This window comes from Streptococcus sp. E17BB, from assembly GCF_041807725.1.
In the GTDB taxonomy this organism is placed as follows: Bacteria; Bacillota; Bacilli; order Lactobacillales; family Streptococcaceae; genus Streptococcus; species Streptococcus entericus.
Map to the genome: position 1 here is coordinate 1 of NZ_JBGTZC010000038.1, position 18,748 is coordinate 18,748.

The window sequence follows — 18,748 nt, forward strand, 5'->3', positions numbered from 1 at the left end:
CAACAATTTGTTGCTTAAAGTCATCACTAAATTGACGACGGATTTTTCTAGACATAGAGTTCTCCTGTTTTCTTTAGTGTAGAACACTTTATAAATTCTGTCTAGTTTAGTGTAACCGATTCAGTTGTCTTTTTTGACCCTAAAGGGACTCAGGAAGAAGTCAATCTCCTGCAAGACCAGTTGCACACCCGCTACCCATCCTATCACTGGGAGGTCAAAAATCAGGCTCTGATGCACCAGCATAGTCCCCACACAACCCCTTATCAGAGCAGCTGTGATGCTATCAGTAAGTACCCCGAACGCTGTACAGCGATTGCGGTGCGGTTATTGGAGTATGACTTGGAGATTTTTGCCCCCTATGGGTTAGAAGATATAGTGAACTTTATTGTCAGACCAACTCCGCATTTTGTGGCTCATCCAGAGCGTCTAGCACTGTACCGCCAGCGTGTGCTATCAAAGAATTGGACAGATAAATTGCCACAGCTACAGGTAGAGTTGGAAAATCATTAACAAACTAGGTTGTCTGTTGGTGAGAATGCTTATCGTATCAGCTGTTGGTTGAGCGTTGGTTGTGATGATTAAACCAGTTTCATATACCTTAGCAGTGATTGATGGTTACCCCTCCTTGGTTCAGATGACATTTTGGCAGTATGAATTTACTAATCGACTTCTGCACCAAACGAGTTAATAACCGACTGGGCAGCTCTGCGATGATACCATAGAAAAAAGAAAGGAAGACCATGACCTATAAAGGCTATTTGATTGATTTGGATGGAACGATTTACCGAGGTAAGGAGAGGATTCCTGCTGGTGAGGCTTTTGTCCGCCAGTTGCAGGATCGAGGGATTCCCCACCTTTTTGTGACCAATAACACCACCCGTCCGCCTGAGGCGGTACAGGCACTATTGCGCGACCAGTGTGAGCTGGAGGTAGATTTGGCACAAATCTACACGGCAAGCCTGGCGACAGTGGACTACATGAATGAGTTAGGCAAGGACAAGACAGTCTATGTTATCGGAGAAGCAGGTCTCAAACAAGCGATTTTTGAAGCAGGTTATGTGGAGGAAACGGAAGCGCCAGCCTACGTGGTTGTCGGACTGGATACAAAGTTAACCTATGACAAGCTGGTGACGGCGACCTTAGCCATTCAAAAGGGAGCAACCTTTATCGGTACTAACCCTGACCTTAATATTCCAACTGAACGTGGGCTCTTGCCGGGCGGTGGAACAATCACCCGCCTTCTGGAGTTAGCAACTCGTGTTGAGGCAACCTTTGTTGGTAAGCCACATGCGATTATCATGAAGAGAGCCCTGGCGCGTCTCGGAGTGGCGAGAGAAGAAGCCATCGTTGTCGGTGATAATTACTTGACCGATATTCGGGCGGGAATTGATCATGGTATTGATAGTTTGCTGGTTTTGACAGGCTTCACCAAGCCTGAAGAGGTGGCTGATTTGCCACTGGTACCGACCTATGTCCTCAATAGTTTAGCGGAGTGGGATTTTGATGAGAACTAGAGGACAAGTGTTTATTGGTCTATTATGGTTGTTGGCGCTAGCGGTGCTTTTAACGATTAGCTTAGCTTGGGTGTTTTATCCCATAGCCATTGAGCAGTTTGAGTTGACCTCAGTGGTTGCCCTGTCTAGGCAGGAGCTCATGGACAATTTCAACCAGTTGATGACTTATTTGCTTCACCCCTTGAAGCAGGAACTTGTCATGGCTGATTTTCCTGTGTCTGCTAGCGGTGCCAAGCATTTTGCAGATGTTAAACACTTGTTCTTGCTGGCAGAAGCAGTCTTTATTGGTTTAGCTTATCCTGCGGTGCGCTTTTTCTTCCAAGCAATGCGTGATAGGGAACTGATTTTTTATCGACAGATTTTTTTGGGAGCTATGCTTTTTCCTGTGCTTATCGCAGGGCTGGGTATGGTTGTTGGATTTGAAACTTTTTTCACTCTTTTTCATACCTTGCTTTTCCCAGGAGACAGTTCTTGGTTGTTTAACCCTACGACTGATCCAGTGATTTTGGTGCTACCCGCCGAGTTTTTCCTGGCCTGTTTTATCCTCTTTTTTCTGATTTACCAAGCTCTCGTGGGGATGTTGCTACTGTTGAGCTACCGACAGTCGGCTTCTGACAGTTTAGAGAATAGATTTTGTTTTATTCAGGCTGATTGAAGAGGAGGAACCGTGCTGGCTCCTTTTAACAGTCCACCTTTAATTTTGATAGAAACGAGTGACGACGTGATTTATTTTGACAATGCCGCGACGACCCAGCCCTATCCCGAGGCGATGGCGACTTATCAGCAGGTCGCGACTAAGATTTTCGGGAACCCCTCTAGCCTTCATGGTCTGGGGGGTCAGGCGACGCGGTTGCTTGAGGCGTCAAGACGCCAAATAGCCGAGCTCTTAGGCTGTTTGCCAGAGGAGATTTTTTTCACTTCTGGTGGGACGGAGAGTGACAACTGGGCCATCAAGGGGACTGCCCTTGAAAAGAGCAGTTTTGGGAAGCACCTCATCGTGTCTAGTGTCGAACACCCTGCGGTGCGGACCTCAGCCAAATGGCTGGAAACCTTGGGCTTTGAGGTGAGCTATGCTCCTGTGGACAAGGCTGGACTGATTGACCTCCCAGCCCTTTCAGCCCTCATCAGACCTGATACCATTTTGGTGTCCGTCATGGCAGTTAACAATGAAATTGGAGCTATCCAACCCATCTCAGCCATCTCCGACCTTTTGGCGGATAAGCCAGGCATCACCTTTCATGTGGATGCCGTGCAGGCGGTTGGCAAGCGTGATATGGCTGATGTGCTGACAGACCGTGTGGACTTGGCCTCTTTCTCCAGTCATAAATTTCGTGGTTTACGTGGTGTCGGCTGGCTCTATAAAAAGTCTGGTAAGCGGATTGCACCGCTTTTAACAGGCGGTGGTCAGGAGAGCGATTTGCGCTCGACGACAGAGAACCTCCCAGCCATTGCGGCAACAGCCAAAGCGCTGCGATTGACCCTAGAAAATGACCATGACCAGCGTGTCAAGGTGCGTGCGATGAGAGACGTCCTGCATAAGGCCTTGAGCCAGTTTGAGGATGTTCGTCTCTTTTCAGGGACAGATGAGTGGTTTTCACCGTCCATCATCACCTTTGGCATCAAGGGCGTTCGCGGCGAAGTCACGGTTCATGCCTTTGAAGAACATGAGATTTACCTGTCGACTACCTCAGCCTGCTCCTCCAAGGCTGGTCAGCCAGCTGGGACCCTGATTGCTATGGGTGTGCCTGTCCGTGATGCCCAGACCGCTGTCCGTATTAGTCTCGATGCTCACAACGACATGGGGCAGGTGGAGCAATTTTTGACCATTTTCAAGCAGATTTACGATAAGACCGAGAAAGTGAGACGCTAAGCCGTCCAAGTAAAGGAGACACATGCAGTATCAAGAAATCATGATTCGCTTTGGTGAGTTGTCCACCAAGGGCAAGAACAAGATGCGCTTCATCAACAAACTTCGCAAGAACATCGCTGATGTTCTGTCCGTATACCCAGAGGTTGTGGTCAAGGCTGACCGTGATCGTGGGCACGTTTACCTCAATGGGACAGCTTACGAGCCTGTGGCTGAATCGCTCAAGCAGATCTTCGGTATCCAGGCCTTTTCACCTGTCTACAAGGTCGAGAAATCCGTTCCAGCTCTCAAAGACGCGGTCGTCGCTATCATGACAGGCCTTTACCGTGAGGGCATGACCTTTAAGATTGCCAGCAAGCGCAGTGACCACAGCTTTGAACTGGATAGTTATGGGCTCAATCTGGATCTGGGAGATGCCGTTTATACCGCTCTGCCATCCATCAAAGCCCAAATGAAAGCTCCTGACGTGACGTTGAAGGTAGAAATTCGGGAGGAAGCGGCTTACCTCTCTCATGAGGAAGTCAAGGGGGCTGGCGGTTTGCCTGTGGGGACATCGCCCAAGGGCATGCTCATGTTGTCGGGCGGGATTGACTCCCCTGTGGCGGGCTATCTGGCGCTCAAGCGGGGGGTGGAGATTGAAGCGGTTCACTTTGCCAGTCCACCCTACACCAGCCCAGGTGCGCTCAAGAAAGCGCACGACCTGACGCGCAAGCTGACCAAGTTCGGTGGCAACATCACCTTTATTGAAGTGCCGTTTACAGAGATTCAGGAGGAAATTAAGGATAAGGCACCCGAAGCCTATCTGATGACCCTGACTCGTCGATTTATGATGCGGATTACCGACCGTATTCGTGAGGTGCGAAAGGGCTTGGTGATCATCAACGGGGAAAGTCTGGGACAGGTGGCCAGTCAGACTCTGGAGAGTATGGTCGCCATCAACGCCGTGACCAATACGCCTGTTATCCGTCCTGTTGTGACCATGGACAAGCTGGAAATCATCGAGTTGGCGCAAAAAATCGACACTTTTGATATTTCTATCCAGCCCTTTGAAGATTGCTGTGCTATTTTCGCTCCAGACCGTCCAAAGACCAATCCCAAACTCAAAAATGCCGAGCAGTATGAGGCACGTCTGGATGTCGATGGTCTGGTCGAGCGTGCAGTGGCTGGGATTAAGTTGACTACCATCACACCTCAAGTGGAAAAAGACGAGATGGCTGATTTGATTGAGGAACTGTTGTAATGTGGCAGAGCTTTAATCGTTATGTGGCTAGGCTCATTCAAGCAGTTATTATTGGCATATCTGCTCTTCTCTTATTCTATTTGTCCGTCCAGCTCCTACGACTTCAAGCCTATATGCCTTTGACCCGTTTGGAGGATATGATTTTCATTCGACAACAACCAAGTGTGTTGATTGAGGTGGGTATAGGTTTGCTTCTTTTGGTTGCTCTAGCGCCTTTGCTCAAAAAGATACCACCCCATCATCTATTTTTGGGGTGTGCGCTCCTCTATCTACTAGCTGGATATGGTTTGATTAGCCATGTCGATTCAGTAATTCGTGCTGATGCCAAACGAGTTTTTGAAGCCGCTCTTGCTATGAACCAAGGGGACTTTTCTTCTCTTACCAAGCAAGGGGCGTACCTCTACCTACACCCTCATCAACTGGGGCTAGTTACTTTGGAGAGATTTTATCTCTTATTTTCATCTAGCCCACGTTTTATTTTCGGTGTCAATCTCATCTTAGTGCTAGCGACCCTTAGGCTTCAGGCTGCAATTTGCCATAAGCTTTATCACAAGGGTCTTGTGACAAATTATCTGATACTCTTGTCCTTTGCCTTTTTGCCCCAGTTTTTCTTTATTCTGTTTGCTTATGGGGCAATACCTGGCGCATTTCTCATTGTGCTTGCAACCTATTTTTTCCTCAAAGACCAGCAATCTCATCGTCTAACTTGGGCAATTTTAGGCATTTTGATGGCAGTCTTTGCTGGAATCGTTAGGAATAACTATCAAATCTTCCTGATTGTCTTGTTCATTCTGTGGCTGATGGCCTATGGTAAAACTCTTAGCAAATGTTACCTCAAATTACCGCTTGCTCTGCTGGTCAGTTTTTTTCTACTAAGCAAATTGCTAACCTTTTCTTATGAAATGGCGATTGGTCAGCCCTTATCTCCAGGGGTTCCAAAACTAGCCTATGTCACGATGGGCTTGCAAGAAGACCCCAAGGGTGCTGTTGGTGGCTGGTGGAATACTTATAACACAAACTTATTAAAAAAAGTCGGCTATGATCAAACATTGGCGAAAGAAAAAGCTCGAACGGATTTGAAACAAGCCCTTGGTCGGCTGGCATCTGATGCTGGTTATGCTTCAAAATTTTTTAGAGACAAATTTCACTCGACCTGGTTAGACCCGACCTTCCAGTCAATTTGGACAGGACCCTTAACGGCACGTGGTCAGTATACCCATACGTCCTTGCTAAAAAGCATTTATGAGGAGGGCACTGGCTATGCCGTGCTGAATCGTTTGGGAGGGGTCTGGTTGTGGCTGGTCTACAGTCTGGCAGCTGTTTATTGGCTATGTCGCTCACGGCAGACGGCAGGTAGATCCCTGCGTCTCTTTGAGTACCTTCCCTTCCTCTTTTTTATTGGCGGTGTTCTTTTTCACCTCATCTGGGAGACAAAAAGTCAGTATGTCCCCGTTTATGTTTCCTTGTTAACCCAACCTGCAGCTTATAGTTTAGCTTACATAGCAGAGCGACTGATGCGTAAAGTTAAAAAAATAGGCTCTTTGTCAACTGTAGTGGGTTGACCCACTTAACACCGAGAGAGGACAGTTCTTGTCTTCTCTCGTTTTATGTTTATGGCAATGAAAATGCGAGTTTTGTCTTTTCAAAGTTTCTGAAACCAAAAGCGTTGCGCTTAATGACCTTGATGAGATTGTTGGTCACCTCGAGTTTGGCGTTTGAGTAGGGCAATTCCAAGGCATTGATAATCTTGTCCCTATCCTTCAAAAATGTTCTAAAAACTGTCTGAAAGACAGGATTAACGCTTGAAATCGTCTCCTCAATCAGCCCAAAGAGCTGGTCAGCTTGCTTCTCCTGGAAATGAAACAGGAGCAGTTGATAAAGCTCGTAGTGTTCTTTTAGCTCTTGAGAATAGCCGAGCAGTTTAGTGACAACCTCCTGATTAGTCAAGTGCCTGCGAAAAGTTGGGCGATAAAAGCGTTTATCGCTGAGCTTTCGACTGTCTTGTTGGAGTAAACTAGTCCAGTGGACTAGTTTAGCCCGAGCTTGAAAACGAGAGAGCGAGGGTTCCAGTAGCGCTTTAGGGCTCTGTATTCGTGAGACTTTCGATCAAACTGGTTCATTACTTGGATGCGTAGCCTGTTCATGGCCCTGCTCATATGCTGGACAATGTGGAAACGATCGAGAACGATTTTCACATTTGGAAATAGTTTCTTAGCGATGTCGTAATAAGGGCTAAACATGTCCATGGTGATGACCTTAACACGGTTCCTGACGTCTCTCGGATAGCGCAGAAAGTGGTTACGAATGGTGGCTTGTGTCCGACCGTCTAGAATTGTGATGATTTTGAGCGAGTCAAAGTCTTGAGCGATGAAGCTCATTTTGCCTTTCTTGAAACTGTTGCTCGCTTTCTCGTTTCAAGGCTCGCACCTCAAACAGTCTCTCCCCAGACTGTTTGAGTCCCAGGACATGTTCTCAGGGAGCTAGGTCAGATCAGTCTTGAACTGGCCTTCCTTTAGTTTTCGGATGACGGTTGAGGTTGATACGGTTAGGCTTTCAGCGATGGCCGTCATGGCGACTTTCTCCATCAATTTTTGAGCGATTTTCTGATTAAGAATGACAGGAATTTGATGGTTGACTTGACCAGTGACGTTTCAGCGACAGCCATTTTCCCGCAATTTGAGCAACGAAAGCGGCGCTTTCGCAAGCGAATGAGTGTCTTGTAACCAGCACACTCAAGATAAGGTATTTTGGATAGTTTCTGGAAGTCGTACTTGGCCATCTGTCCCTGGCAATGTTGGCATTTTGGAGCAGGGTAATCGAGTTTAGCGATGACTTCTTTGTGACTCCCAGCCTCCACAACCTCCAAAATAGTGATATTAGGGTCTTTAATTCCGAGTAGGTTTGTGATAGAATTGAACTGTTCCATATGTGTCTTTCTAATGAGTTGTTTAAGCACTTTTCATTGTAGGTCATATGGAACTTTTTTTCTACACTCAAAAGGCTCTATAATCTCCATGGTGGATTTACCCACTACAGAAATTATAGAGCCAAAAAATATAGAAAAAACTGGACTAAACATCCAGTTTTTTGATACTATGAGCGGCGTTTTTGCTTACCAGCATTACGTTTTTTATTATCGATGTTAGCAGTGATGGCTTTAGGAGCTTCTTTGCTGTCATGAACTGGTTTAGCAGGTTTTGCTGTCTTCGGCTTATAGGCTTTCGGTGGGTTAAGGCGATACTCTTCCTCGACCTTAGCTCTTAGGCGTGGCTTGATTATATAGGTAACCAGAAGTTGTTGGAAAATAGCAATCACACCACCGACTAACCAGTAGAGAAGGACCCCAGCAGGAGACGTAAAACCGAATCCGACCATCATGATTGGCATCATGTACATGGTTGTTTTCATTTGAGCTTTTTGCTCTTCAGGAACAGTTGCTAGAGACAGATGAGCTTGCAAAAGGTAAAGTGCGGCGATGATTGCGGTCAAAATCAGGTCTGGCTGATCCAAGCGGAACCAGAGGAAACTCGTGCCACTGATGCCTTCTGTATAGCGTGCAGCATAGAAGAGGGCAGAGAAGAATGGCATTTGAATCAGAATCGGTAAGCATCCTATGCCGCCAAAGAGACTAAGACCATATTCTTTGTTTAACGCCATGATTTCGGTCTGGATGGCCAACTTTTCATCGTTGGTCTCAGCCTCTCGTAGGCGTTTATTTAGTGGTTCGAAAATATGGCTAAAGTAGTTACGTTTCTCAGCCTGATAAGTGGCTTGCCAAGACTGATAAAGTCCAAGAGGCAAGATGATCAAGACACGCACCAAGATGGTCACAAGGATAATCGCAATCCCAAAGCCGAGTGCTTTATCAACAGCGAAATAGCGAATTACTTCACCCATTGGGGCAACGAGATAATTCCAAATCGGGTCATCCTTAGTAGGGACGCCATTCACAGTGTTGACACACCCAGCTAGGAGCATAAGTAGGCTCAGGCTTAAACCTGAGAGTAAGAGTCGATGTTTTTTCAAAATCATGTATTCCTTTGCTTTTTTGTGATACCATAACATTCTACCTTTTTTTGAAAAAATTCTCAACAGTTTAGGTAGTATTTCGTCAGTTTGTGACAGGGACACTCAGTTAACCACTCGAAAATCGCTGTAATCTGAAAAAGCGACAGGTGTGACATCGACATAAGTCACCTTAGCAAAGGGTGAAGGATTATTTCTAATCCCATGAATAAATCGCTGTAATTCGTGATGTTCTTCAGCCTGAGCGAGAATTTTGACAGTACCATCGTCATTATTCCAGACCCGTCCATAAATACCGCCAATTTCCATGGCTAGCGCCTGAGTCGCATAACGAAACCCAATCTCCTGAACCCGACCTGCTACAAGTAATCTGACCTTTTACATCTTGCTCTCCTTAAAAAAATCTTTTATCAAGGTTAGTTTACCATAAAATGGTCGTATTTGTGATATAATAGATAATTAAGTTTTTGGAGGTCAAGATGGCAAAGTTGATGCCAAGCTGGGTCAGACAAGAAGGGGTCGCCCTTTATCAAACTGGTCAAGTTCAGCTACAGGATAGTAATGAACAAAGCCATCAACTGATGGTGGGAGATGCTGAGGTAACTTACGCTGATGATGACTACTTCAATCATTGTAATTGTGATTTCTTTGCGACTAAAGGGTATTGCGCTCATTTGGCAGGTGCGGAGCATTTTGTGAAACACCATCTACTATCTGAAGCGACACCCAAAGTTGAAGAGACTGTCCAGCAGAGCCGTTCAGAGTATCTTTTTGCCAGTCGTTTTTTAGATGAATTAGAGGAACTTCCGCATGAAGAGAATAAGTATTGCTTGTCAGTCATCGGAGAGCGACCTTATGGTCAGCAGTTGCTATGGACGATTAAAATTCAGCGCTTACCCGACCAGCGCTCCTATGTGATTCGTGATATTCCAGCTTTTCTCAGTCTGGTGCGTGATCAAAAACATTACCAAATCGGTAAGAATTACTATGAGCAACTAAGCACGGGCTGGTTTGATTCAGCCAGCCAAGAAGTGTTGCACTTTTTAAATCGCCTGGCCTCTAGCGACAGTTCAACGTTCTTCCCAACCTATGGTCGCCATCTTTTTTTGCCAGGCGGATTTTTTGCAGAAGGGCTAGAGGTACTTGGGAAACTATCTTCCTTTTCATTAACCCTCTTAGCAGGTCAAGTGTTAACGCAACCCAACTTGAAGCCCTTGGCAGCTGAGTATAAGCTCTTTCAATTCGAGGTTAGGTTAGAGCTTGATCATATAGGACTAGTCATCAAAGAACGCTATGATCTTTCCCTATTTGAGGGACAGTATCTTTATCGTGAGGGTGTTTTTTACGCCTTAACTGATAGTCAGCAACGCCTGTTCAAGGCGCTTAGCAGTTTACCTATCGGAGCAGACTGGCATAAAACCTTGATTATGGATTTGACCGAGCAAGGACGACTGGCAGAACATTTATTTGATTTTTCAACCTTGGGACCTGTCCAGGCACCGCTCTCATTTGCTATTAAAGATTTTGAACCAGAATTTATCATCACTCAAGAGGATCATCAACTGAGACTAGACCTTGTTCTACACTATGATGAGCTAACAGTCAAGGAACAATCTGAGTTTATGGCTCTGCCATTTACTAGTCACCCTAAAAAGAAGCGAGAGATTGATAGAACATTGGTGAGGCTAGGCTTTGCGCCAACTTTTAGTAGTTATCGAGCTCTGCCCAAACAAGCTGAACTTTATCAATTTTTTGAACAAGAACTACCGCAGTTGCGCTGCTTGGGGCAGGTGACCTTGTCACCAGCTGTTGAGGCCTTGTGGCAGGTGGTTAGACCACGTATTGCTTTTGAGAGGGCTGGCGGTTTGCTAGAGGTCAATTTTGATTTTTCTGACCTTAGCCCGACTGATATTGAACAGGCGGTCATCAGTCTTCAAGAGCAAGAGCCTTATTTTATTAGCCGTTCGGGTCAAGTGGTGGTATTCGACGATGAGGTTAAGCGGATTTCACAGACGTTGTTAAATTTGCGGGCTAAGCACCTCGATAAGAGTCGGTTTCAAGTGTCTAACCTTGCTAGTTTTCAACTTAAAGATGCCTTGTCCAGTTATGACAGGGTTAATTTTTCTGATGAATTGCAATCCATGACAACTCATCTTTCGCACCCTGAAACTTTTGAGCTGGGAGAACTTCCTATTTCTGCGACCTTACGAGGGTACCAGCAACGTGGCGTGCAGTGGCTGTCTGTTTTGGATCATTATGGTTTTGGCGGTGTTTTAGCTGATGACATGGGGCTTGGCAAGACCTTGCAGACCATTGCTTTCTTGTCGAGACAGCTGTGTGCTGGTCAGCGTGCACTCATTTTAGCGCCTTCTAGTTTGGTTTATAACTGGCAGGAAGAGTTTGCCAAGTTTTTGCCGGAGGTAGCAGTCAGTGTGGTTCAGGGGACTAAGGCTCAGAGAGAAGCCAGCATCAGACAGCAGGATGCTGTGCTGTTGACCTCCTATCATAGTTTTCGTCAGGACTTGCTGACCTATCAGGACTATCATTTTGACTACTTGATTTTAGATGAAGCACAGGTCTTGAAAAATAGTCAAACCAAGATTGCGCAAGCCCTGAGAGACTTTCCGGTTTCGAGATGCTTTGCCCTGTCTGGCACACCGATTGAAAACCGCTTGTTAGAAATCTGGTCGATATTTCAGATTGTTTTACCTGGCTTATTTACAAGTAAGACCCAATTTAATCAGCTGTCTGCACAGGCAGTCGCACGCATCATTCGTCCGTTTTTGCTACGTCGTCGGAAAGAAGAGGTTCTTCCTGAATTGCCAGATATGACTGAAATCACCTATCATAACGACATGAGTGATGGTCAGAAAACCATTTATCTGGCACAGCTGGAACGCATGCAACAGAGGGTACTTCAAACCAGCCAGGCAGAATTTGCTAGAGATAAAATTGAGATTTTATCAGGAATTACACGGTTGAGGCAAATCTGCAATACGCCGCAGTTGTTCATGCCTTACGAAGGAAGTAGTGGCAAGCTTGATGGGCTTAGAGACTTACTGGTCCAACTCAAAGATAACGGACATAGGGTCTTAATCTTTTCCCAATTCAGAGGCATGTTGACCTTGATTGAAGAGCAATTACAAGAACTAGGTCTGAACAACTACATTCTGACAGGGTCAACGCCACCAAGGGAACGTCAAGAAATGACGACCGCATTTAATAAAGGCAGTCGGGATGTGTTTCTGATGTCATTAAAGGCTGGTGGTGTTGGTCTCAACCTCACTGGTGCAGACACAGTTATCCTTGTTGATCTGTGGTGGAATCCTGCCGTCGAACTACAAGCGATTGGGCGGGCACATCGGCTGGGACAAGATAAACCTGTTCAAGTCTATCGTCTGATTACCAAAGGAAGCATCGAAGAAAAGATTCTGGCTCTGCAAGATAACAAGCGCCATTTAATCAAAGATGTTCTGGACGGTGATGTGCCAAAATCTAGTTTGACACTTGCTGAAATCAAGGAAATTTTAGGCATTTCGGAATAAGTAGTCTTTGAAAAAAAATCTATTTTACGGTATAATGTGGTGTTGAAGGATAGGAGGCCGGGACAAAAGTCTTAACTTCTCAATTGATTTTTAATTTTCAAGCAAGGCGCAGTGGTTGAGTGGGCTCTAATTCGCTGATTTTATCAGCTGAACAGCCCTGACGATTGTGCGAGCCTTGATTGCTCTATCCACAACCTCAAACAGACTAAAGATGGCTGTTTGAGCTGTGCGGAGGTGGGCCAACGGCTCATCGAATTCTGACGAATTACCGATTTTTGTTCCACTCTCTGACCTTGCTTATGAAAGGAGCCCAGTGCATGACTAGACCACGGCACTTATTTCCTCTTGTGGCTGATGACGAGCCTGTTATCAAGCTTGCTCGGGTGATGTCCCTGTATGAGAATGAGGATGTGATTACAAATATTAAAGGCAACTATCAAGATAAAATTTATGCTGACGAGGTGGAAACTGCTGGTGAGCCTGCTGGAGTAGCTGACACGCCTCCAACTACTCAGCCGGTTTTTGAGCCGGCAGAAAAAGGGCGTCAAGAAGCACGAGCAGACCTTAAGAAAAAGCGACAAGCCCTGCTGACACGTGAAATGCCCATTATTCCAAAATCAAAAGAGCCAGTGTCCTCTCGCTCACAAGCGCGAGTTGCTACTAACAAACCCATAAAGGGCTGGGGCGACTATGCTAAAGCCCTTAGACAAGATGCCTACATCTTAGCAGAGTTACCACAACTCTACCAAGAACCTGTTAATGCTTCAGCAAAAGAGCCTAAAAAGAACAATTATGACTTCTTGAAACGGAGTCAAATCTACAATCAGGATGCCATTCAACGTCAAAAGGAACAACGTGTGGCCCAAGAACTAAACCTGTCCCGTCTTGAAGAACAAAACTGAGGAGAATTAAATGACAAAAACTTATCATTTTATTGGGATTAAGGGCTCAGGAATGAGCGCTCTAGCACTGATGTTGCATCAGATGGGGCATGATGTGCAAGGAAGTGATGTTGATCAGTATTACTTTACCCAGCGTGACCTTGAATTGGCTGGCGTTAAGATTTTGCCCTTTTCGACAGATAATATTCAGCCCGATGTGACGCTCATTGCAGGAAATGCTTTTAGGCCAGATAACAATATTGAAGTAGCTTATGCCTTGGAACAGGGCATTCCATTTCAACGTTACCATGAATTCTTAGGCGATCTCATGACTCAGTTTACCAGTTTTGGTGTGGCAGGTGCTCATGGCAAAACCTCAACAACGGGTCTTCTAGCCCATGTGATGCGCCATATCACAGATACCAGTTATTTGATTGGTGATGGAACAGGTCGTGGTTCTGATCAAAGTTCTTATTTTGTGTTTGAATCTGATGAGTATGAAAGGCATTTTGCGCCTTATTATCCCGCCTATTCGATTATTACTAATATAGATTTTGACCATCCTGATTATTTCACCAGTGTTGACGACGTGTTTAACGCGTTTAACGACTATGCTAAACAGGTCAGCGAGGGACTGTTTCTCTACGGTGGTGATAAGTATCTCAGACAAATAGAAGCAGCCGCACCGATTTATTATTACGGTTTTGAGCCAGCGGATGATTTCCAAGCTGTCGATATTTTGCGGACAACAGAAGGCTCAGACTTTCGAGTGCTCTATCGCGGTGAGGACTTAGGTATCTTCCACATGCCTGCTTATGGTAGCCATAACATTTTAAACGCTCTTGCGGTTATTGGTAATCTCTATATTGCAGGGTTTAGTATGGAGTTGGTGCGTGAGCATATCCGTACCTTTGCTGGCGTCAAACGTCGCTTTACTGAGAAACGAATCGATGACACAGTGATTATCGATGATTTTGCCCATCACCCGACAGAGATTATTGCAACCCTTGATGCTGCACGTCAGAAATACCCAGAAAAAGAAATTGTTGCTGTTTTTCAACCGCATACCTTCACTCGAACCATCGCACTCCTAGATGATTTTGCCATAGCATTGAATGAAGCGGATAGTGTTTATCTGGCTCAGATTTATGGCTCGGCTCGCGAAGTGGATAAGGGTGAGGTCAAGGTTGAGGATTTGGCTAATCGCATCACCAAACCTGCTAGTGTCATTACTGTCGAAAACGTTTCACCTTTGTTAGATCATCAAAATGCCGTCTATGTCTTTATGGGAGCTGGTGATATTCAGTCCTACGAGCAATCTTTTGAACAGTTATTATCTAATCTAACACGAAATAACCAATAAAGTAAGCGATAACTTGAAATTTATAGTTAATTCAGTTATAATAGTATGATGATAAACACAAGGAGGTTCTGCCGTGACCGATATCTTTAATGATGACGACCGTCCAAATGCCACTCACGATAAAACATTCAAGGAAAAAATTCTAGAGGACTTGCGCCAAGCGTCTCGTCAGCGTGAAGAACGATTAGCTCAGGAAGAGAAAGCTCGTCAGGAAGCTGCTTTGGAGGCTGAGTTGGCTTGTCATGAGCAAGATGCTACATTGGAGACTGAGCCATTAGTTGACCAAGATAAGGCTATGCCTGATGAACCAATCGAACAATTGTCTCCTGAAGAAGATGTTCTTGAAGCTGAACGCGAAGTTATTCGACGTGAGTTAGAGCGCTATGATAGTCTATCAGAGACGGCCATTCCAGATTTCTCTGAGACAGCTCCGATTGATTTGGAATCTCTCCGAGAAACCACATTTAATGACTTTGGCGATACCGTCATCATCGAACAAGCTAGTTTGAGTGGTTTAGAGCCAGTTGCAGAAGAAACTGACCATCGTCCGGAAGTCCTTCCTTTTGATCAGGATCTCTTTGCTGATAATCCAGTTGATGACGATTACGAGGACTATATTGTTGCGGATGATGCTTTTAGACAACAGAAACGTCAGAAAAATAGTTCTCTGGCAAAGAAAATTTCACTGATTTTGGGAACAACGATTGTTGTCTTGCTCCTGGTGACAGCTTTCTTTGGGTACCGCTATGTGTCTAGTGCTGTAGGACCATTGGATAAGACAGCAACTGATTACGTGCAAGTGGAGATTCCATCAGGATCTAGCAACCGTCAAATTGGTCAAATTTTGGAAGAAAATGGTTTGATTAAAAGTAGTACAATTTTTAATTACTATACAAAGTTCAAAAACTATTCAAACTTCCAGAGTGGCTATTACAACCTTCAAAAGAGCATGTCACTTGATGATATTTCAAAATTACTCCAAGAAGGGGGAACACCAGAGCCAGTTTTACCAGCACTTGGAAAAATTGTCATTCCAGAAGGCTATACATTGACCCAAATTGCTAAAGCTGTTGCTCTAAACGGCGCAACAGATGATAAAACGGATAAGTCACCATTCTCAGAAGAAGACTTCCTTGCCCTCGTGCAAAATCCAGAGGTCATCGCTCGAATGGTTGAGAAATACCCAAATCTTCTGGGTAGCCTACCAGATGCCTCATTAGTGAAATTCCAATTAGAAGGTTACCTCTTCCCAGCAACCTACTCTTATTATGAGACAACGACATTAGAAGGACTCTTAGATGAGATGCTGGCAGCTATGGATAATAATTTGGCTCCTCATTATGCAACCATTGCTGAGAAAGGTAAGACAGTTAATGAGGTTCTGACCCTAGCATCGCTGGTTGAAAAAGAAGGCTCTTCAGATGATGATCGTCAGAAGATTGCTAGTGTTTTCTACAATCGTTTGGCCATTGATATGCCGTTACAGAGTAATATTGCCATCTTGTATGCAATGGATAAGCTAGGTGATAAGACAACCTTAGCTGAGGATACAGCCATTGATACGGCGATTGACTCCCCATACAACATTTATACTAATGTTGGCCTAATGCCAGGTGCAGTGGATAGCCCGAGTTTGAAAGCCATCCAAGCGACTATCATGCCCGCTCAAACCGATTACCTCTATTTTGTGGCTGACGTGACAACTGGCAAGGTTTACTATGCAGAAACCTTTGAAGACCATGAAGCTAACGTTGAAAAATACGTTAACAGTAAATTACCGTAATAAAAGTAACAAACTTGATGTGTTCGCACGTCAAGTTTGGTGTTGATATAGAAAGTGAAAGTTATGGCTGAAAAAACATATCCGATGACCTTAGCTGAAAAAGAACAGCTAGAAAAAGAACTAGAGGAGCTGATCCTTGTCCGTCGTCCAGAAGTTGTTGAGCGTTTGAAAATCGCTCGTTCTTATGGTGACCTTTCCGAAAACAGTGAATATGATGCAGCAAAAGATGAGCAAGCCTTTGTCGAAGGGCAAATCTCTATGCTTGAGACCCAGATTCGTTTTGCAGTTATCATTGATAGTGATTCTATTGCAAAAGATGAAGTAGCTATAGGAAAAACGGTTGTTATCAGAGAAATTGGAAGTAAGATAAAAGAAACTTATTCTATTGTTGGTTCAGCAGCAGCTGATGTTTTGGCGGGTAGAATTTCTAATGAGAGTCCATTTGCACAAGCTATTATCGGTAAGCGTTCAGGCGATACCGCAACGATTCTCGCCCCTACATGCAGTTATGATGTTGAGATTCTAAAAGTGACAAAAACCAAGTAATAAAAATAGAGGCTGGGACAAAAGTGAACTGCACCCCAAAAGTTGGACGGAAAAATCTAACTTTTTTGGGTGCCTTTCTTATGGCGTTAACTTATAAAGATAAACTAGACATTTATCAGCCTCGAAAACGGTTCTGGAAGAGCCCGTCTCAGCTCAAACTTAGGAAATTAAAAGGTGAGGAAAAATCGCATTCTTACGAATTACCGATTTCCGTCTCACTCTCTGTTTATTATAAGATAAATTGCAAGAATAAGTGCAACACTTATCACAATTCCTTCAATAGTGCTTCAAAAGCTGTTCTGTAAGCCAAACATTTTCGTGGTCGGTTATTGATGTCAAATAAGACTTTCGCCAATTGTCCATCAGAAATAGCAGCCAAATCGGTTTTCTTGGAGAAATATTCCCTCAGTAAACCATTGGCGTTCTCATTGCTTCCTCTTTGTCAAGACGAATAGGGATCCGCAAAGTAAAAAGGAATGTCTAAGTTTTCCACCAAGGGATAACAGGCAAATTCCTTCCCCCTATCTGAAGTAAAGGTTTTAAAGGCTTCTTTTGGAAATAACGTCAGGAGTTGTTCGATGGCTGAAAACATGGATTCAGCTGTTCTACCTGGCATCTTGAAAGCCAGGTAAAAGCGTGTTTTCCTCTCCACAAAGGTCGCTAAACAGCCCTTACTTTTGCCTCGGGAGGCTACCTCCGTATCTAGCTCCCAGTGACCGAAAGTCTGACGATTCCTAACTTTTTAGGGCGTTTGGAAATCGGTGTTCCAATCATGAATTTCCCACGAGTTTCTCTGGGTTGTCGGCTTTTTCCTTTGCGACGTAAGACGTTGAGTTCTATGTCGATCAAGCCAGCATAGAGCCAGTTATAGATGGTCTTAAAAGCGACCATTGGCTTGTCTTCCAGCCGATAGCGACCGCAAATCTGTTCGGGAGACCAAGAGGCTCTCAAACCTTGTTCAATCTCCGCTTTTAACTCAGGGGTCAAACGAGACTGTCGTCCTTTTTGCTTAGCCTTTTGGTCAATATGTTTCTGGGCTAGGTCTGCGGAATAAGCAGCCGGACACCGTTCTAACTCTCTTGAGATGGTAGACTTATGGACGCCAAGTTTACTAGCAATTTGATGAGGTTTCAACCCTAATTCTAAATAAGTCTCTATCTTTATTCGCTCTTTTATGGTTCATGGGAGTAGCTCATAGGTTTCCTCGTGTTCTGGTAGTATGGTTACGTACAGTTTACACGACAGAAACGCTATGAGTTTTTTTGTTGCACTATATTTTACAATTTATCACAATAATAAAATCATGGTCAAACGCGTCATCGCCAAGTCTGGTGACTGGGTTGACATCAACGGCGATGGTGATGTCTATGTGAATCAGAAAAAATTAGATAAACCCTATATTTTGGAGCAATCTCTTGGGCAAACAAATCTGACTTACCCTTATCAAGTGCCAGACGGTCAACTCTTTGTTATGGGAGATAACCGTGCAACCTCTCTGGACTCTAGGCATACGTCGATTGGTGGGATTTCACAAGAACAAATCGTCGGAAAAATTATTTTTAGGGTTTGGCCTTTGCAAGAAATTGGGACGATTAAATAATCGATAATAAACAGACAAATAGAAAGGAGGAAGTTCATTGGAAACATGGTATAAGTGGGTGCTCCAGTCGTTAAAAACCTATCGGCACCGTCCGTTTTGGAAAAGTGCTTTTTGGGCAACGGCTATACTGACGACATTTTTAACAACGTATTTTTTAATCTTACCTACCATTACACTGGAAGGTAACAATGCGAATCAGACAACAACCTCGACAAGTATCTCGCCGCCCCCAAGTTCTCAAGAGCAGGAAACCCAGGAAGTGAATCGGTTACACTAAACTAGACAGAATTTATAAAGTGTTCTACACTAAAGAAAACAGGAGAACTCTATGTCTAGAAAAATCCGTCGTCAATTTAGTGATGACTTTAAGCAACAAATTGTTG

11 protein-coding genes and 5 pseudogenes are annotated in these 18,748 nt (G+C 44.5%); 12 read left to right on the forward strand and 4 right to left on the reverse strand.

Annotated features, from left to right (window positions below):
* Positions 1-135: 135 nt before the first annotated feature.
* The 6 genes and pseudogenes from ACERC7_RS08905 to ACERC7_RS08930 form a co-directional block, all read left to right on the forward strand.
* Positions 136-510, forward strand: a pseudogene (locus ACERC7_RS08905) (nucleotidyltransferase family protein); the annotation flags it as partial.
* Between the two features lie 230 nt (positions 511-740).
* Positions 741-1,514 carry a TIGR01457 family HAD-type hydrolase gene (locus tag ACERC7_RS08910; RefSeq protein ID WP_373666730.1) on the forward strand — a complete coding sequence of 258 codons (774 nt, stop codon included), beginning with the start codon at positions 741-743 and terminating at the stop codon, positions 1,512-1,514.
* Positions 1,504-2,169: a TIGR01906 family membrane protein gene (locus tag ACERC7_RS08915; protein WP_373666736.1), complete on the forward strand. Its 666-nt coding sequence runs from the start codon at positions 1,504-1,506 to the stop codon at positions 2,167-2,169. The genes ACERC7_RS08910 and ACERC7_RS08915 overlap by 11 nt, the downstream gene beginning before the upstream one ends.
* Positions 2,170-2,235: 66 nt before the next feature.
* The gene (locus ACERC7_RS08920; RefSeq protein WP_373666737.1) at positions 2,236-3,384 is read left to right on the forward strand and encodes a cysteine desulfurase family protein; all 1,149 of its coding nucleotides are present in this window, start codon (positions 2,236-2,238) and stop codon (positions 3,382-3,384) included.
* Positions 3,385-3,406: 22 nt separating this feature from the next.
* Positions 3,407-4,621, forward strand: coding sequence for a tRNA uracil 4-sulfurtransferase ThiI (gene thiI / locus ACERC7_RS08925; RefSeq protein WP_373659655.1), 1,215 nt, complete (start codon positions 3,407-3,409; stop codon positions 4,619-4,621).
* A gap of 23 nt (positions 4,622-4,644) precedes the next feature.
* Positions 4,645-6,183: a beta-carotene 15,15'-monooxygenase gene (locus ACERC7_RS08930; protein ID WP_373666731.1), complete on the forward strand. Its 1,539-nt coding sequence runs from the start codon at positions 4,645-4,647 to the stop codon at positions 6,181-6,183.
* 5 nt (positions 6,184-6,188) lie between these two features.
* Here the strand turns inward: ACERC7_RS08930 and ACERC7_RS08935 are convergent.
* The 3 genes and pseudogenes from ACERC7_RS08935 to ACERC7_RS08945 all read right to left on the reverse strand — a co-directional run.
* Positions 6,189-7,547, reverse strand: a pseudogene (locus tag ACERC7_RS08935) (ISL3 family transposase).
* A gap of 167 nt (positions 7,548-7,714) precedes the next feature.
* Positions 7,715-8,647: a membrane protein insertase YidC gene (gene yidC / locus ACERC7_RS08940; RefSeq protein ID WP_373666732.1), complete on the reverse strand. Its 933-nt coding sequence runs from the start codon at positions 8,645-8,647 to the stop codon at positions 7,715-7,717.
* A 105-nt stretch (positions 8,648-8,752) separates the two neighbouring features.
* A pseudogene (locus ACERC7_RS08945) lies at positions 8,753-9,025 on the reverse strand (acylphosphatase); the annotation flags it as partial.
* A gap of 101 nt (positions 9,026-9,126) precedes the next feature.
* On the opposite strand from ACERC7_RS08945, the gene ACERC7_RS08950 reads away from it, so the two are divergent.
* The 5 genes from ACERC7_RS08950 (at position 9,127) to greA (ending at position 16,765) form a co-directional block, all read left to right on the forward strand.
* Positions 9,127-12,192, forward strand: coding sequence for a DEAD/DEAH box helicase (locus ACERC7_RS08950; RefSeq protein ID WP_373666733.1), 3,066 nt, complete (start codon positions 9,127-9,129; stop codon positions 12,190-12,192).
* A gap of 317 nt (positions 12,193-12,509) precedes the next feature.
* Positions 12,510-13,094: a hypothetical protein gene (locus ACERC7_RS08955; protein ID WP_373666734.1), complete on the forward strand. Its 585-nt coding sequence runs from the start codon at positions 12,510-12,512 to the stop codon at positions 13,092-13,094.
* Positions 13,095-13,104: 10 nt separating this feature from the next.
* Positions 13,105-14,436, forward strand: a complete 1,332-nt coding sequence (gene murC, locus ACERC7_RS08960; RefSeq protein WP_373659593.1) for a UDP-N-acetylmuramate--L-alanine ligase — start codon at positions 13,105-13,107, stop codon at positions 14,434-14,436.
* Positions 14,437-14,509: 73 nt separating this feature from the next.
* On the forward strand, positions 14,510-16,219 hold the full coding sequence (gene mltG / locus ACERC7_RS08965) for an endolytic transglycosylase MltG (RefSeq protein ID WP_373666735.1): 1,710 nt from the start codon (positions 14,510-14,512) through the stop codon (positions 16,217-16,219).
* A gap of 63 nt (positions 16,220-16,282) precedes the next feature.
* The gene (gene greA / locus ACERC7_RS08970; RefSeq protein WP_373659595.1) at positions 16,283-16,765 is read left to right on the forward strand and encodes a transcription elongation factor GreA; all 483 of its coding nucleotides are present in this window, start codon (positions 16,283-16,285) and stop codon (positions 16,763-16,765) included.
* Positions 16,766-17,030: 265 nt separating this feature from the next.
* On the opposite strand, the pseudogene ACERC7_RS08975 reads toward greA, so the two are convergent.
* A pseudogene (locus ACERC7_RS08975) lies at positions 17,031-17,961 on the reverse strand (IS30 family transposase).
* An 89-nt stretch (positions 17,962-18,050) separates the two neighbouring features.
* On the opposite strand from ACERC7_RS08975, the pseudogene lepB reads away from it, so the two are divergent.
* A pseudogene (gene lepB, locus ACERC7_RS08980) lies at positions 18,051-18,365 on the forward strand (signal peptidase I); the annotation flags it as partial.
* Positions 18,366-18,748 lie beyond the last annotated feature (383 nt).

What these genes read in the sequence shown, in the direction of transcription:
- murC (WP_373659593.1), top strand. Translation starts at nt 13,105, where the DNA reads ATGACAAAAACTTATCATTTTATTGGGATTAAGGGCTCAGGAATGAGC.
- thiI (WP_373659655.1), top strand. Translation starts at nt 3,407, where the DNA reads ATGCAGTATCAAGAAATCATGATTCGCTTTGGTGAGTTGTCCACCAAG.
- ACERC7_RS08950 (WP_373666733.1), top strand. Translation starts at nt 9,127, where the DNA reads ATGGCAAAGTTGATGCCAAGCTGGGTCAGACAAGAAGGGGTCGCCCTT.
- greA (WP_373659595.1), top strand. Translation starts at nt 16,283, where the DNA reads ATGGCTGAAAAAACATATCCGATGACCTTAGCTGAAAAAGAACAGCTA.
- ACERC7_RS08915 (WP_373666736.1), top strand. Translation starts at nt 1,504, where the DNA reads ATGAGAACTAGAGGACAAGTGTTTATTGGTCTATTATGGTTGTTGGCG.
- ACERC7_RS08955 (WP_373666734.1), top strand. Translation starts at nt 12,510, where the DNA reads ATGACTAGACCACGGCACTTATTTCCTCTTGTGGCTGATGACGAGCCT.
- ACERC7_RS08910 (WP_373666730.1), top strand. Translation starts at nt 741, where the DNA reads ATGACCTATAAAGGCTATTTGATTGATTTGGATGGAACGATTTACCGA.